The 14,486-nt window shown below is 45.2% G+C and carries 14 protein-coding genes and 1 pseudogene; 10 read left to right on the top strand and 5 right to left on the bottom strand.

Annotated features, from left to right (window positions below; translation table 11 throughout):
• The first annotated feature begins 194 nt into the window (after positions 1 to 194).
• The gene (locus ACFVP7_RS05715) at positions 195 to 428 is read left to right on the top strand and encodes an IDEAL domain-containing protein (protein ID WP_262119605.1); all 234 of its coding nucleotides are present in this window, start codon (positions 195 to 197) and stop codon (positions 426 to 428) included.
• 27 nt (positions 429 to 455) lie between these two features.
• Here the strand turns inward: ACFVP7_RS05715 and ACFVP7_RS05710 are convergent, their stop codons facing one another.
• Positions 456 to 1,313, bottom strand: coding sequence for an SDR family oxidoreductase (locus tag ACFVP7_RS05710; protein ID WP_003245662.1), 858 nt, complete (start codon positions 1,311 to 1,313; stop codon positions 456 to 458).
• Between the two features lie 111 nt (positions 1,314 to 1,424).
• Between ACFVP7_RS05710 and ACFVP7_RS05705 the strand changes: the two genes are divergently transcribed.
• The 7 genes and pseudogenes from ACFVP7_RS05705 to phoE all read left to right on the top strand — a co-directional run bounded on the left by ACFVP7_RS05705 (position 1,425) and on the right by phoE (position 8,275).
• Positions 1,425 to 2,954 carry an FAD-dependent oxidoreductase gene (locus tag ACFVP7_RS05705; RefSeq protein ID WP_338733071.1) on the top strand — a complete coding sequence of 510 codons (1,530 nt, stop codon included), beginning with the start codon at positions 1,425 to 1,427 and terminating at the stop codon, positions 2,952 to 2,954.
• A 54-nt stretch (positions 2,955 to 3,008) separates the two neighbouring features.
• Positions 3,009 to 3,635, top strand: a pseudogene (locus tag ACFVP7_RS05700) (protoglobin domain-containing protein); the annotation flags it as partial.
• 240 nt (positions 3,636 to 3,875) lie between these two features.
• Positions 3,876 to 4,391: a methyl-accepting chemotaxis protein gene (locus tag ACFVP7_RS05695; protein ID WP_326255844.1), complete on the top strand. Its 516-nt coding sequence runs from the start codon at positions 3,876 to 3,878 to the stop codon at positions 4,389 to 4,391.
• Positions 4,392 to 4,525: 134 nt separating this feature from the next.
• Positions 4,526 to 5,086 (top strand): biotin transporter BioY, encoded by a 561-nt coding sequence (locus ACFVP7_RS05690; RefSeq protein ID WP_029945989.1) that lies wholly within the window; start codon positions 4,526 to 4,528, stop codon positions 5,084 to 5,086.
• A gap of 6 nt (positions 5,087 to 5,092) precedes the next feature.
• Positions 5,093 to 6,532, top strand: a complete 1,440-nt coding sequence (locus ACFVP7_RS05685; protein WP_338733066.1) for an acyl-CoA synthetase — start codon at positions 5,093 to 5,095, stop codon at positions 6,530 to 6,532.
• The gene (locus tag ACFVP7_RS05680) at positions 6,529 to 7,623 is read left to right on the top strand and encodes an acetyl-CoA C-acyltransferase (protein WP_338733064.1); all 1,095 of its coding nucleotides are present in this window, start codon (positions 6,529 to 6,531) and stop codon (positions 7,621 to 7,623) included. The genes ACFVP7_RS05685 and ACFVP7_RS05680 overlap by 4 nt, the downstream gene beginning before the upstream one ends.
• Before the next feature lie 70 nt (positions 7,624 to 7,693).
• Positions 7,694 to 8,275: a phosphatase PhoE gene (phoE, locus tag ACFVP7_RS05675; RefSeq protein ID WP_088325529.1), complete on the top strand. Its 582-nt coding sequence runs from the start codon at positions 7,694 to 7,696 to the stop codon at positions 8,273 to 8,275.
• A 31-nt stretch (positions 8,276 to 8,306) separates the two neighbouring features.
• Here the strand turns inward: phoE and ACFVP7_RS05670 are convergent, their stop codons facing one another.
• The 3 genes from ACFVP7_RS05670 to ACFVP7_RS05660 all read right to left on the bottom strand — a co-directional run bounded on the left by ACFVP7_RS05670 (position 8,307) and on the right by ACFVP7_RS05660 (position 11,008).
• Positions 8,307 to 9,278, bottom strand: a complete 972-nt coding sequence (locus ACFVP7_RS05670; RefSeq protein ID WP_003233159.1) for an ABC transporter substrate-binding protein — start codon at positions 9,276 to 9,278, stop codon at positions 8,307 to 8,309.
• 216 nt (positions 9,279 to 9,494) lie between these two features.
• Complete coding sequence (locus ACFVP7_RS05665; protein WP_396583040.1) at positions 9,495 to 10,487, bottom strand: acryloyl-CoA reductase; 993 nt, start codon at positions 10,485 to 10,487, stop codon at positions 9,495 to 9,497.
• Positions 10,488 to 10,558: 71 nt separating this feature from the next.
• Positions 10,559 to 11,008, bottom strand: a complete 450-nt coding sequence (locus tag ACFVP7_RS05660) for a GNAT family N-acetyltransferase (protein ID WP_124059674.1) — start codon at positions 11,006 to 11,008, stop codon at positions 10,559 to 10,561.
• Positions 11,009 to 11,441: 433 nt separating this feature from the next.
• Here ACFVP7_RS05660 and aprE point away from each other — a divergent pair, with 433 nt between their 5' ends.
• Positions 11,442 to 12,587 carry a subtilisin AprE gene (gene aprE, locus ACFVP7_RS05655; RefSeq protein ID WP_015715621.1) on the top strand — a complete coding sequence of 382 codons (1,146 nt, stop codon included), beginning with the start codon at positions 11,442 to 11,444 and terminating at the stop codon, positions 12,585 to 12,587.
• Between the two features lie 38 nt (positions 12,588 to 12,625).
• Here aprE and ACFVP7_RS05650 read toward each other — a convergent pair whose 3' ends face one another.
• Positions 12,626 to 13,906, bottom strand: a complete 1,281-nt coding sequence (locus ACFVP7_RS05650) for a M48 family metallopeptidase (protein ID WP_003233175.1) — start codon at positions 13,904 to 13,906, stop codon at positions 12,626 to 12,628.
• 148 nt (positions 13,907 to 14,054) lie between these two features.
• Between ACFVP7_RS05650 and ACFVP7_RS05645 the strand changes: the two genes are divergently transcribed.
• Positions 14,055 to 14,450 (top strand): hypothetical protein, encoded by a 396-nt coding sequence (locus ACFVP7_RS05645; RefSeq protein WP_003245187.1) that lies wholly within the window; start codon positions 14,055 to 14,057, stop codon positions 14,448 to 14,450.
• Positions 14,451 to 14,486 lie beyond the last annotated feature (36 nt).

The raw sequence follows: 14,486 nt of genomic DNA, 5'->3' as shown, positions 1-14,486 counted from the left end.
CTTTTAATGATATTTAATGGTACTAAATGACTAGTAATAAACCGATTTTACTTTCATAAGACTTGCCGGTTTACGGCTTTTTGCAGGATATGTCGATAGATTGCCAAGTATTAGTTGTCTAAAAATTATAAAAATTTATTGATTTTTTCGACCGTTATCCATATACTATAAAAAAGGCATTGGGGGGATTCTTTATGAAAGAGAAGAAATCGTACACTGAGCTCATGAAGTCCCGCAACACGCAAAAAGCAAATGAATTCGATGTGACAATGGCCGATATTTACATTCAAATGGTGCTCGATGAATCCTTGTATAACCGTCGGCTTGCCATGCTGACGGACCAAATTAACAAAGCCTTGGACGAAAAAGATAAAGATGCGTTTCTTACGCTCTCTAAAGAATATGCAGCGCTCAAGCAGAGCGAATAAGCCAATCCTTCAAGGATTGGCTTTTTATTATCCGTTCACAATGGTTCCGCCATTGACGTGAATCGTCTGCCCTGTGACGTATGTGGAATCGTCGCTGGCAAGGTATAGATAGCTTGGCGCCACTTCGACCGGCTGTCCCGGGCGTTCCATCGGCACGTCTGAACCAAACACTTCCACGTCTTTTGCTGCAAAGCTGGCCGGGATAAGCGGTGTCCAAATGGGACCCGGTGCCACTGCATTGACCCGTATGCCCTGCTGAACAAGCGACTGGGAAAGGGACCTTGTAAACGTAACGATCGCGCCTTTTGTCGCTGAATAATCGATCAGCGTTTTATTGCCTTTATAGGCGGTAATTGAAGCGGTATTAATAATAGAGCTCCCTTTTTTTAAATGAGGCAGCACTGCCTTTGTTAAGTAAAACATGGAAAAAATGTTTGTTTGGAAGGTTCTGATCAGCTGGTGGCTGGTGATTTTTTCAATGCTGGGCTGGACATGCTGCTCAGCTGCATTGTTAACCAATATATCAATGGATGGAAACACTTGGCTTGCCTGCCCGACCACATCATTGCAAAACGCTTCATCCCCAACATCTCCTGCAATCAGCAGGCATTTTACCCCTTCCTTTTCTACATACTGCTTTGTTTCCTCGGCGTCCTGATGTTCATTCAAATACACAATGACCACATTAGCTCCTTCTTTTGCGAATAACACCGAGACAGCGCGTCCAATCCCGCTGTCTCCTCCAGTAATAATAGCGGTTTTGCCCTCTAATTTTTTCGCTTTCTTCGGCTTATCAAAAACCGGACGCGGGTCCATCAGATATTCAAAACCAGGCTGCTGGTTCTGGTGCTGAGGCGGTAATGTTTTCTTTTTTTGATTCGCCAATGAAATCACTCCTTTTCAACCTTATTATGTTATGAACAATGCCTGCTTCCTATGTATGAAAAGATAGAATATGGAAAAATTAAGAATAAATCTGATTGGAGGTATAACGGCTTGGCTAATCAACATTTTGCAAAGGAAGCACCTGAAACATACTGGAAAACATCAACTGACTTGCCTTCTTTTCCTGCGCTTCAAGAGGACACTGAATGTGACGTCACCATTATCGGAGGCGGGATTACTGGAATCACAACGGCATATGAACTTACGAAGAGAGGCTTCCGTGTCGTTTTGATTGAAGCAAATCAGGTTCTTAACGGAACCACTGCACATACAACTGCTAAAGTTACCGCACAGCATGACATGATATACGACGAATTTATCCGCCATTTCGGATTAAACCATGCGAGGCTTTATTATGAAGCAAACCAAAACGCAATTGATTACATAAAAGGCATTGTTGATGAACATCGAATTGATTGTGAATGGATCGAGCAAGACGCATATCTTTATACGGCAAATGAAAACGCTGTTCAAAAAATCCGCACCGAGCATGAGGCATACACAAAGCTCGGAATTGAAAGAGACCTTATCAAGGATCTTCCAATTCCCTTAGGTTCTAAGCTGGCGCTTGTCATGAAGAATCAAGCTCAATTTCATCCGCTTCAATACTTAAAAGCGCTTCTGGAGCAAATTGTTCAAAAAGGCAGCCGAATTTATGAAGAGACCGTTGCGCTTGATATCAAAAAAGGCGAAAGGCCCGAAGTGGTAACAAAAAGCCGGCACGCCATTAAGAGCAGCTTTATCATATGCTGTTCCCACTTCCCTTTTTATGACGGAGGCGGATTATATGCTGCGAGAATGTACTCCGACAGATCTTATGTCCTTGCCATCAAGCCGAAGATCGAGTATCCCGAGGGCATGTATTTGAGTATCGATCAGCCGTCAGTGGCGCTCCGCTATACGGTTGTAAACGGTGAAAAGCTGATTCTCTTCAGCGGAGTAAGCCATAAAACAGGCCAGGGAAAAGCCATGTCTACACATTATGAAACACTGAGACAACTGGCCGAAAGCACCATCGGCATCGAAAGCATTCCATATTATTGGTCCACCCAAGATCTAGTGACGATCGACAAAATCCCGTTTATCGGGCCGATGTCGGAAAATGAGGACAATATTCTAGTAGCGACCGGGTTCAAAAAATGGGGCATGACGTCCTCAGCAGTCGCAGCCACTTTATTGTCAGACCTTGTGGAGAAAAAAGACAATCCATACGAAAGCATTTTCACGCCGTCCCGTTTCCATCTGAATCCCGGGTTGCAGAAAGTGATTTCCTACAATGCCGATGTCGCCAAGCATTTGATTAAAGGAAAGCTTGAAAGGCCTGATGCCCAATTTGAAGACATTTCGCCAGGAGAAGGGAAAGCCGTCACCATAAACGGCAGGCGAGCGGGAGCATTTCGGGATGAGACAGGCTGCCTCCATCTCGTTGATACGACTTGTACCCATTTAGGCTGCGAGGTCGAGTGGAACGACAGTGAGCATACGTGGGATTGTCCGTGCCACGGATCACGCTTTAAGCCATCTGGCGAAGTTGTAGAGGGTCCGGCCATTAAACCATTAAAACAAATAGATCTCGATTAAACCGTTCATTTTAATGAACGGTTTTTCAAATATTTTTCATCTGCAGCTTCATTCATGTTTCCCTTGGCCGATAAAAAAGAAAAAGGCTTAAAAAGCCAAAAAGTAAAAATTATATTTTTCCCAAGGGGGATCATTGTATTGTTATTTAAAAAAGACAGAAAACAAGAAACAGCTTACTTTTCAGATTCAAACGGACAGCAAAAAAACCGCATTCAGCTCACAAACAAACATGCAGATGTCAAAAAACAGCTCAAAATGGTCAGGTTGGGAGATGCTGAGCTTTACGTGTTAGAGCAGCTTCAGCCACTCATTCAAGAAAATATCGTAAATATCGTCGATGCGTTTTATAAAAACCTTGACCATGAAAGCTCATTGATGGATATCATTAATGATCACAGCTCAGTTGACCGCTTAAAACAAACGTTAAAACGGCATATTCAGGAAATGTTTGCGGGCGTTATCGATGATGAATTTATTGAAAAGCGTAACCGAATCGCCTCCATCCATTTAAGAATCGGCCTTTTGCCAAAATGGTATATGGGTGCGTTTCAAGAGCTTCTTTTGTCAATGATTGACATTTATGAAGCGTCCATTACAAATCAGCAAGAACTGCTAAAAGCCATTAAAGCAACAACAAAAATCTTGAACTTAGAACAGCAGCTTGTCCTTGAAGCGTTTCAAAGCGAATATAACCAGACCCGTGATGAACAAGAAGAAAAGAAAAACCTTCTTCATCAGAAAATTCAAGAAACCTCTGGATCGATTGCCAATCTGTTTTCAGAAACAAGCAGATCAGTTCAAGAGCTTGTGGACAAATCTGAAGGCATTTCTCAAGCATCCAAAGCCGGCACTGTAACATCCAGCACTGTTGAAGAAAAGTCGATCGGCGGAAAAAAAGAGCTAGAAGTCCAGCAAAAACAGATGAACAAAATTGACACAAGCCTTGTCCAAATCGAAAAAGAAATGGTCAAGCTGGATGAAATCGCGCAGCAAATTGAAAAAATCTTCGGCATCGTCACAGGCATAGCTGAACAAACAAACCTTCTCTCGCTCAATGCATCTATTGAATCCGCCCGCGCCGGAGAACACGGCAAAGGCTTTGCTGTCGTGGCAAATGAAGTGCGGAAGCTTTCTGAGGATACGAAAAAAACCGTCTCTACTGTTTCTGAGCTTGTGAACAATACGAATACACAAATCAACATTGTATCCAAGCATATCAAAGACGTGAATGAGCTAGTCAGCGAAAGTAAAGAAAAAATGACGCAAATTAACCGCTTATTCGATGAAATCGTCCACAGCATGAAAATCAGCAAAGAGCAATCAGGCAAAATCGACGTCGATCTGCAAGCCTTTCTTGGAGGGCTTCAGGAAGTCAGCCGCGCCGTTTCCCATGTGGCCGCTTCCGTTGATTCGCTTGTCATCCTGACAGAAGAATAACCATCAAAAACCGGTCTGCCATACGGCCGGTTTTTTTGCGTTCATTATGTAAACTTAAATTAAAAATCAGTTGACATAATAATTGCCTGCATTTATTGTATAACCATATTTGATTACTGTTTGGAGGATTTCACATGCTGAAATTAATCGACATGATGCATATTGCGATTTTCACCGCGCTGATGGCAGTGCTCGGCTTTATGCCCCCTCTCTTCTTATCCTTTACACCTGTTCCGATTACATTGCAAACGCTTGGTGTCATGTTGGCAGGCAGCATTCTCAGGCCAAAGTCTGCTTTCTTAAGCCAGCTTGTCTTTTTGCTGCTCGTCGCCTTCGGAGCGCCGCTGTTGCCCGGCGGACGCGGCGGTTTTGGTGTGTTTTTCGGACCGAGCGCAGGCTTTTTGATTGCTTATCCCCTCGCTTCATGGCTGATCAGTTTAGCCGCTAACAGGCTGCGGAAGGTGACAGTATTGCGTCTCTTTTTCACTCATATCGTATTCGGCATCATCTTTATTTATCTGCTTGGTATACCGGTACAAGCTTTTATCATGCATATTGATTTGTCACAGGCCGCCTTCATGAGCCTTGCATATGTGCCTGGTGATTTGATAAAAGCGGCTGCATCTGCATTTCTGGCGATAAAAATCACTCAAGCCTTGTCTCTTTCTGATACGATGTTTACAAAAGGAGGATGACACTACATGACAATTACTCATACCTATTCATCTACTGCCGAAACATCGCCCAGCCGTGTAGCGATCCAGACTGAATCGGAACAAATCACGTACCATGATTGGGATCGGCTTGTCTCTCAAACCGCAAATTGGCTGCGGTCACAGCCGAGCATGCCGAATCGTGTGGCGATCCTGCTCCCAAATAGTCTGGCGTTTTTACAGCTGTTTGCCGGAGCCGCAGCGGCTGGATGCACAGCCATTCCCATCGACACACGCTGGAGCCCGGCTGAATGTAAGGAGCGGCTGTCCATAAGCAATGCGGATCTTGTGGTTACTTTAGCCTTTTTCAAAAACAAACTGACAGATAGCCAGACACCTGTTGTTTTGCTGGATAACTGTATGGCAGATATTTCTGAAGCAACCGCTGATCCCTTGCCTACCATTGATCCGGAGCACCCTTTTTATATGGGATTTACGTCGGGCTCGACAGGAAAACCGAAGGCCTTTACGCGATCTCACCGCTCATGGATAGAGAGCTTTACCTGTACAGAAACAGATTTTTCAATTTCATCAAATGACACGGTATTGATTCCCGGGACGTTAATGTCCTCTCACTTCTTATACGGGGCAGTCAGCACTTTGTTTCTTGGAGGAACCGTTTGTTTGCTGAAAAAGTTTTCTCCTGCCAAAGCGAAGGAATGGCTGTGCCGTAGATCCATCAGTGTTCTCTATACCGTACCGACGATGACAGACGCCCTCACAAGGATTGAGGGTTTTCCCGACAGTCCCGTCAAAATCATCTCATCCGGCGCAGACTGGCCGGCAGAATCCAAGGAGAAGCTTGCCGCTGCATGGCCTCATCTCAAGCTGTACGATTTTTACGGCACATCAGAGCTTAGTTTTGTGACGTTTTCTTCACCGGAAGACAGCAAACGGAAGCCGCATTCAGCGGGCCGCCCTTTTCATAATGTCCGGATCGAAATCCTCAACGCTGGAGGAGAACGCTGCCAGCCAGGAGAAATCGGAAAAATATTTGTCAAAAGCCCGATGAGGTTTTCCGGCTATGTGAACGGCAGCACACCAGATGAATGGATGACAGTGGATGATATGGGCTACGTTGATGAAGAGGGCTTTCTATACATATCAGGAAGAGAAAACGGGATGATCGTGTACGGAGGATTAAATATTTTCCCAGAAGAAATTGAACGTGTGCTTCTCGCCTGCCCAGAGGTTGAAAGCGCGGCTGTCGTTGGCATTCCCGACGAGTATTGGGGGGAAATCGCTGTAGCTGTCATTCATGGAAACGCTAATGCCAGAACACTGAAAGCCTTGTGTAAACAGAAATTAGCCTCCTATAAAATCCCGAAAAAATGGGTGTTTGCAGACAGCTTGCCGGAAACGAGCAGCGGAAAAATTGCCCGTTCCAGAGTGAAAAAATGGCTGGAAGAGAGTGTACAGTATAAATGAATGCGGTTATTGTTGATGCAAAACGAACGATCTTTGGAAATCAAAACGGACTGCTGAAGCCCTTCCTGCCGGAGGATTTGGCGGCTCCCATCATCCGCTGTCTCAGCCGAAAGCTAGAGGATCAAGTTGACGAGGTCATTCTCGGAAACGCTACCGGCAGAGGCGGCAACCTCGCCAGGATGTCAGCCCTTCAAGCCGGACTGCCTTTATCGGTTCCCGGAATGACAATTGACAGACAGTGCGGCTCCGGCCTTGAAGCTGTGCGCTATGCCTGCAGCCTTATTCAAGCGGGAGCCGGCACGATGTATATCGCGGGCGGCTCAGAAAGCAGCAGCCAATCCCCTTTTTCAGAACGGGCTCGCTTTTCTCCAGATGCGATCGGCGATCCAGACATGGGCATTGCGGCAGAATATACGGCTGCACGCTATTCCATCAGCAGAAGCATGCAGGATGAGTACGCGCTTCTCAGCCATCAACGCAGCAGGAACGCGCATGATGAAGGATTTTACCGTGAAGAAGTTGTTGCTCTCGGGGAATTGGAGACGGACGAAGCATTTTTGAAAACGCGGCCAATAGAAGCGATTATTCCCCGTGCAAAGCCGGTTTTCGACACCAGCTCCGGAACAGTCACAGCAGCCAACAGCAGCGGCATAGCAGACGGAGCAGCGGCTCTTTTGGTAATGGAAGAAGAAAAAGCGGCAGCCCTGGGACTTAAGCCTGTGCTTCGGTTTATCGGCAGCGCAGTCAGCGGGATTCACCCCAACTATCCGCCCGCGGCACCGGTTGATGCGATCCGTAATCTCTTACATACACACGATGTAACACCTGATGATATCGGTTTATTTGAAATCAATGAAGCCTTTGCCGTCAAAATTTGTGTCTGCTCGCAAGAACTCGGCATTCCCTTTTCAAAAATCAATGTGCGCGGCGGCGCATTAGCTCTTGGCCATCCATACGGTGCATCAGGTGCAGCTCTGGTAACCAGATTGTTTTATGAAGCGAAAAGACGGACAGACTGTCAATATGCTGTTGCAGCCATCGGAAGCGGCGGCGGAATCGGGCTGGCTTTATTATTTGAAGTTCTTGCATAGGCTTTTTTATAGGATGCATGCTTTCGATTTAGTATAATAGTGATATGAATAAAGTCAGGAAGGGGATTTTATGACAGCCGTTTGCTTAGTAAGACATGGAGAAACCGATTGGAACCTGCAGCAAAAATGCCAAGGAAAAACCGATATTCCGCTAAACACAACAGGTGAACGCCAAGCAAGAGAAACCGGAGAATATGTAAAGGACTTTTCTTGGGATATTATCGTGACGAGCCCGCTGAAAAGAGCGAAAAGAACCGCGGAAATTATTAATGAATATCTGCATCTTCCGATAGTCGAGATGGATGATTTTAAGGAACGCGATTACGGCGACGCGGAGGGCATGCCGCTGGAGGAACGGACAAAGCGCTATCCGGATAACATCTATCCGAATATGGAAACGTTAGAAGAACTCACTGACAGGCTGATGGGCGGTTTGGCAAAAGTGAACCAGGCGTACCCAAACCAGAAGGTGCTGATCGTGGCGCACGGTGCGGCAATTCACGCACTGCTGACGGAAATATCGGGCGGTGACCCGGAGCTTCAAAGCACGCGCCTCGTCAACGCTTGCCTCAGCAACATTGAATTTGCAGAAGAAAAATGGCGGATAAAAGACTATAATATCAACAGCCACTTATCCGGCTTTATCAAATAAGAAAAAGACAGGCGTTTGCCTGTCTTTTCTTTTATTTCTTAGCAGCCGGCATCTCTTTTTGAAGCTCGTCCAAAATGGCATTCGCCCCGTCTACACTGCGGCGCAGAGACCACACCGCACGGTCCACGTGGTATACATGCCCGTTTTTCACTGCCTTCAGTTTTTTCCAAAGGACATTCTTTTCGATCGGGCGTTTACCGTCGGCATCGAGGTCATCTGTTTTTCCTGTCATCAGGATGATCACATCCGGATCTGTTTTCAGCAGCTGCTCCAGTGTCATTTTCATATTCACAGAGTCGCCGCCATTGCTTGAATCGCTATTGCCTGACGTACTGATTGCATATCGATAGCCGACCTGTGTTAAAAGTCTCGATGTAAAGAAGTTTTCATCCCTGGCCATAATCGTATCATTTGTATTTCCGATCAAAAGCACGGACTGGCTGTTCGCGCTGATTTTCTGCTTTGTCTCGCTAAGCTTTTCTTCATGCGCCGTCAGCTTTTTCTCCATTTCCTTCTCCTTGCCGACTGCTTTTGCAATCGTAAGCGAAGCGTCAATTGTATCCTGATAATCAGCATTTAAATTATTAAGCGCAATCGTCGGCGCTATTTTTTTCAGCTGATCGTACACCTTCTTATGCCGGGTCGTGTCAGCAATAATTAAATCGGGTTTTAATGAAGCGATTTTTTCCATGCTTGGCTGTGAGCGAGTGCCGACAGATGTGTAGCCGTCAATTTTCTTCAGCACATCCTTGTTGATCAGCTGCTTCGCTTTGTTGTCATCGGCAACCCCGACAGGCGTAATGCCGAGATCAAGCAGTGTATCAATAAAACCAAGCTCAAGAACAACAACCCGCTTCGGATGCTCAGGCACATTTGTCTTCCCTAAATCATGTGTTACCGCCACTTTATGTTCTTTACTGTTTTGATTGCCGCTTGAAGACGAGCAAGCAGCCGTTAAGACAGAAAGAAGTAAAACTGTAAGAATAATCAGTGTTTTTTTCATATGTTCCAGTCTCTCCTGTTGGTAGTTTCTATGGTTAAGATGTCCAAGAGTAGTATAACACGGAATGAGAATCATTATCACCAATTATTTTTAAAATGAGAAGAGAAAGTTCCGCTTACATGAAAATCTTGTTTCGCGACACAGCAGTCCAGCAGCTGATCATCCTGTCCACAAAAAAGCTTGCAGAAAAATAACATTCTCTGCAAGCTGATCCTGTTAAAGCTTCACAATCACTCTTCCTTGAATGCGATTTTGCAAAATATCTTTTAACGCACCCGGCGTTTCTTCCAATGATACTTCCCTGTCCACGATGGTCAGCAGCTGATCAGGCTTGAGATCAGAAGACATGCGCTCCCAAACAGCGGCTCTGACGTCCATCGGACAGTATACTGAATCGATTCCGAGCAGGCTTACTCCGCGAAGAATAAAGGGATACACCGTTGCCGGAACTTCTCCTCCGCCGGTTAAGCCGCTCACTGCGACAGATCCGCCGTATTGAATTTTGCTTAAAAGCGAGGCAAGCTGTTTTCCGCCGACTGGATCAACCGCTCCCTGCCATTGCTGCTTGGACAGCGCCTTAAGCGTTCCGTCATAGACATCTTCCCTGCTGATTACTTCGCTTGCACCAAGCTGTTTCAAATAATCAGCCGCCTCCCGGTTTCCGGTGCTTGGCACAACATCATAGCCCCGCTTGTTCAGCATCGATACCGCAATTCCGCCGACACCGCCGGTTGCTCCTGTGACTAGCACGCTGCCTTTTTCCGGAGACAGACCGTTCTGTTCAAGCCGATGCACTGATAACGCCGCAGTAAATCCCGCCGTTCCGTACACCATCGCTTCTTTTAACGAAAGATTCTGTGGCAAAGGCACCAGCCAGTCACCAGGCACCGAAGCGTATTCACTTAATCCGCCATCACGGGAGACACCGAGCTCATAGCTTGTCGCGATCACCTCATCCCCCTCCGCAAAACGCGGATCATTGGAAGAGACGACCGTACCCGCAGCATCAATGCCTAAAATAAGCGGATACTCTCTGACGATATTGCCTCCTGCTTTTCCGGCCAGACCATCTTTGTAATTAATGCCGGAATAAGCAACTTTAATCAGGACACCATCCTTCGGCAAATCCTCTGTTGATATGGTTTTCACATGGACTGAAACATCATCGGCATTTTTTTCTGCCTGCAATGCTTGAAATAACGTTGACATTCGGCACACTCCTTTTCATTTATATCGTAACCGAAGAACGTTCAAAAAACCAAATCATCAAGCCGCCATTTTCACTTCGCCGGCACATTCAGACGATAATGGACAAATGCGGTATCCTCTTCATAGCCGTTTTGCTCATACAAGCTTCTTGCCTTCCGGTTGTGGTGCTCAGTCTGAAGTGTTAAACATTTTGCCCCGTTTTCCTCTGCATAATCCTTTGCGGCAGAAAGCAGCCGGCCGCCGGCTCCCTTTGTACGCGCATGAGGAACGACAAATAAGTCATTTAATATGTAGATCCTTTTCATTGACACAGAAGAAAACGTTGGATAGAGCTGGGTAAAGCCTATGAATTCTCCATTTTCTTCTGCTATCAAAATAACAGACTCGTGATTTTCCAAACGAGCTTTCAAAAAAGCCTCCGCCCCTTGCAAATCGGATGCCTGTCTATAAAATTCCCGATATTGGTTAAACAGCGGCGCAATGGCGGCCGCATCTGATGTCTTTGCTTGGCGAATGTTCATCTTATTTCTTCCTCCCTCTCAATAATTTTTTCATTCTATCCCTTTTCTGTAAAGTTTATTTTTCAGAATACTTTTATCATCATGCTTTGAAAAAATATCACGATAATATCCATTGTTCTCACGGAAGCATATGCAGGTCATTTGAACGAATTTTTTCGACAGGAATTTGCAGGGACTCAGGAGCATTTAACCTAAAAAAGCATGACATTTCAGCATAATGAACATTTACTCATGTCTATTTTCGTTCTTTTCTGTATGAAAATAGTTATTTCGAGTCTCTACGGAAATAGCGAGAGATGATATACCTAAATAGAGATAAAATCATCTCAAAAAAATGGGTCTACTAAAATATTATTCCATCTATTACAATAAATTCACAGAATAGTCTTTTAAGTAAGTCTACTCTGAATTTTTTAAAAGGAGAGGGTAAAGAGTGAGAAGCAAAAAATTGTGGATCAGCTTGTTGTTTGCGTTAACGTTAATCTTTACGATGGCGTTCAGCAACATGTCTGCGCAGGCTGCCGGAAAAAGCAGTACAGAAAAGAAATACATTGTCGGATTTAAGCAGACAATGAGTGCCATGAGTTCCGCCAAGAAAAAGGATGTTATTTCTGAAAAAGGCGGAAAGGTTCAAAAGCAATTTAAGTATGTTAACGCGGCCGCAGCAACATTGGATGAAAAAGCTGTAAAAGAATTGAAAAAAGATCCGAGCGTTGCATATGTGGAAGAAGATCATATTGCACATGAATATGCGCAATCTGTTCCTTATGGCATTTCTCAAATTAAAGCGCCGGCTCTTCACTCTCAAGGCTACACAGGCTCTAACGTAAAAGTAGCTGTTATTGACAGCGGAATTGACTCTTCTCATCCTGACTTAAACGTCAGAGGCGGAGCAAGCTTCGTACCTTCTGAAACAAACCCATACCAGGACGGCAGTTCTCACGGCACGCATGTAGCCGGTACGATTGCCGCTCTTAATAACTCAATCGGTGTTCTGGGCGTAGCGCCAAGCGCATCATTATATGCAGTAAAAGTGCTTGATTCAACAGGAAGCGGCCAATATAGCTGGATTATTAACGGCATTGAATGGGCCATTTCCAACAATATGGATGTTATTAACATGAGCCTTGGCGGACCTTCTGGTTCTACAGCGCTGAAAACAGTCGTTGATAAAGCCGTTTCCAGCGGTATCGTCGTTGCTGCCGCTGCCGGAAACGAAGGTTCGTCCGGAAGCTCAAGCACAGTCGGCTACCCTGCAAAATATCCTTCTACTATTGCGGTAGGTGCGGTAAACAGCAGCAACCAAAGAGCTTCATTCTCAAGCGCAGGTTCTGAGCTTGATGTGATGGCTCCTGGCGTATCCATCCAAAGCACACTTCCTGGAGGCACTTACGGTGCTTACAACGGCACGTCCATGGCGACTCCTCACGTTGCCGGAGCAGCAGCGCTAATTCTTTCTAAGCACCCGACTTGGACAAACGCGCAAGTCCGTGATCGTTTAGAAAGCACTGCAACATATCTTGGAAACTCTTTCTACTATGGAAAAGGGTTAATCAACGTACAAGCAGCTGCACAATAATAGTAAAAAGAAGCAGGTTCCTCCATACCTGCTTCTTTTTATTTGTCAGCATCCTGATGTTCCGGCGCATTCTCTTCTTTCTCCGCATGTTGAATCCGTTCCATGATCGAAGGATGGCTGCCTCTGAAAATCTTCACAAGCACCGGAGGATCAACCTGGCTCAGCCCCGTCACGGCCAAATCCTGAAACGTTTTAACAGCGGCTTCTCTGTTCTCTGTCAACTCGATCCCATACTGGTCAGCCTTATTCTCCTGATAACGCGAGACAGCATTAGAAAAAGGCGTCACCGCAAAGCTCAAAACAGAAAACAAAAGCAATAACAGCGGAAGTGCCGCAAGATCATGCCGTCCTTCTAAATGAAACATGCTGCGGGTTAGGCGAACCGTCCGCTTGTAAAGCTTATCAATGACATAAAATCCGGCGAGCGACACGAGCAAATAACCAGCCAGACCGATGTAAACGTGCTTCATGACATAATGGCCCATTTCGTGGCCCATAATAAACAGGATTTCTGAATCGTCAAGTTTGTTCAGCGTCGTATCCCACAATACAATCCGTTTATTGGCCCCAATTCCTGTAACATAGGCATTCAGCGCATTTGTTTTTTCTGACATGTTCACTTCATATACATGGTCAGCCGGAATATTGGCTTCATCTGCCAGCTCTAAAATTTTGCTTTCAAGCTCTTTGTTTTTCAGCGGATAAAAATCATTGTATAAAGGATCGATAATGACCGGCTGAATAAAAAACAGAAACAGCGAAAACGGCACTGTTAACAGCCAGGCGTATAACCACCATTTTTTTTCATGCCTTTTGATCAGCCAATAAAAAACGAGAACGCAAAGCGTAAAGATTGGAAAGCTGATCCAAAAGCTGATAACCTGATCCTTAGCCCAGCTGGCCGTTGTCTGTGTGGAAATGTTATAGTCAAGCGATACTTGATAGCCTATCCAATCTAAAGGCAGCGTCACCAATGTTGTAATCAGCGAAAGCACAAACACAAAACCAACGGTCTGCAAAAACCGAAAAGGCACGGCCGCTTCGATCCATTTCTTGATTTTCTTTGAAACACCGCTGACAAGCAGAACAAAAAACAGAAACCAATCAAGTGGTACCCCGATAAAAAATAAAAAATTCTTGACATTCGAATACTGCTCGGCCACTGCCAACTCAGACGGCTTCATGAAAGAAGCCGGATCAGCCTGCGTCCCTTTCACGGCTTCCGGTATTGCGGAATCACCCGACAGGAAAAAATACCAATAAAAAAACAGCCCGTACAGCACGTAAGCAAGTCCTGCTGCCGCAATCCACTTGCGCATAACGCCTCACTCCTCACATCAACCCGTTACTTCTATTGTAATCATAAATTCAAATTCTTAGAACCAAGCTGTGTTCCGCACTTTTCCACCCTTTTAAGCATGGAAAGCCCGATCGCTGGGAAAACTAACAATGTTTGGAGTGATGCAAATGAAAAAAATAGTGGCAGCCATCGTGGTAATCGGTCTTGTGTTTATCGCATTTTTTTATCTTTACAGCCGATCAGGCGATGTGTATCAATCGGTAGACGCGGATTTGATCACACTGTCTTCAAGCGGCCAGGAAGATATCGAGATTGAAAAAAGACAGCACGTCAAAGATATGCTGGATATTATGAATCAGGGAAAACAGGTGAAGACAGAAAAAACATCAGCCCCTGATTACGAAGGGACAATCAAGTTTCATAAAGACCGGTATGACTCATTCAGACTATGGATTGACGGCAGCCAGCAAGCCGTTTTTTTGAAGGATGGCACATACTACAAATTAAGCAAAAATGATACAAAGGCGCTGCTAAATATTATTAAAAAAGAAGCAAAGGATTGAAAATGAAAAAGCGAAGCTAACCGCTTCGCTTTTTCA

This window comes from Bacillus sp. SG20033, assembly GCF_044570195.1.
Classification (GTDB): Bacteria; Bacillota; Bacilli; order Bacillales; family Bacillaceae; genus Bacillus; species Bacillus subtilis.
This window is presented reverse-complemented; position numbering and strand designations above follow the sequence as displayed.

What these genes read in the sequence shown, in the direction of transcription:
- ACFVP7_RS05715 (WP_262119605.1), top strand. Translation starts at nt 195, where the DNA reads ATGAAAGAGAAGAAATCGTACACTGAGCTCATGAAGTCCCGCAACACG.
- ACFVP7_RS05695 (WP_326255844.1), top strand. Translation starts at nt 3,876, where the DNA reads ATGAACAAAATTGACACAAGCCTTGTCCAAATCGAAAAAGAAATGGTC.
- ACFVP7_RS05690 (WP_029945989.1), top strand. Translation starts at nt 4,526, where the DNA reads ATGCTGAAATTAATCGACATGATGCATATTGCGATTTTCACCGCGCTG.
- ACFVP7_RS05685 (WP_338733066.1), top strand. Translation starts at nt 5,093, where the DNA reads ATGACAATTACTCATACCTATTCATCTACTGCCGAAACATCGCCCAGC.
- ACFVP7_RS05680 (WP_338733064.1), top strand. Translation starts at nt 6,529, where the DNA reads ATGAATGCGGTTATTGTTGATGCAAAACGAACGATCTTTGGAAATCAA.
- phoE (WP_088325529.1), top strand. Translation starts at nt 7,694, where the DNA reads ATGACAGCCGTTTGCTTAGTAAGACATGGAGAAACCGATTGGAACCTG.
- ACFVP7_RS05670 (WP_003233159.1), bottom strand. Translation starts at nt 9,278, where the DNA reads ATGAAAAAAACACTGATTATTCTTACAGTTTTACTTCTTTCTGTCTTA.
- ACFVP7_RS05665 (WP_396583040.1), bottom strand. Translation starts at nt 10,487, where the DNA reads ATGTCAACGTTATTTCAAGCATTGCAGGCAGAAAAAAATGCCGATGAT.
- ACFVP7_RS05660 (WP_124059674.1), bottom strand. Translation starts at nt 11,008, where the DNA reads ATGAACATTCGCCAAGCAAAGACATCAGATGCGGCCGCCATTGCGCCG.
- ACFVP7_RS05650 (WP_003233175.1), bottom strand. Translation starts at nt 13,906, where the DNA reads ATGCGCAAGTGGATTGCGGCAGCAGGACTTGCTTACGTGCTGTACGGG.
- ACFVP7_RS05645 (WP_003245187.1), top strand. Translation starts at nt 14,055, where the DNA reads ATGAAAAAAATAGTGGCAGCCATCGTGGTAATCGGTCTTGTGTTTATC.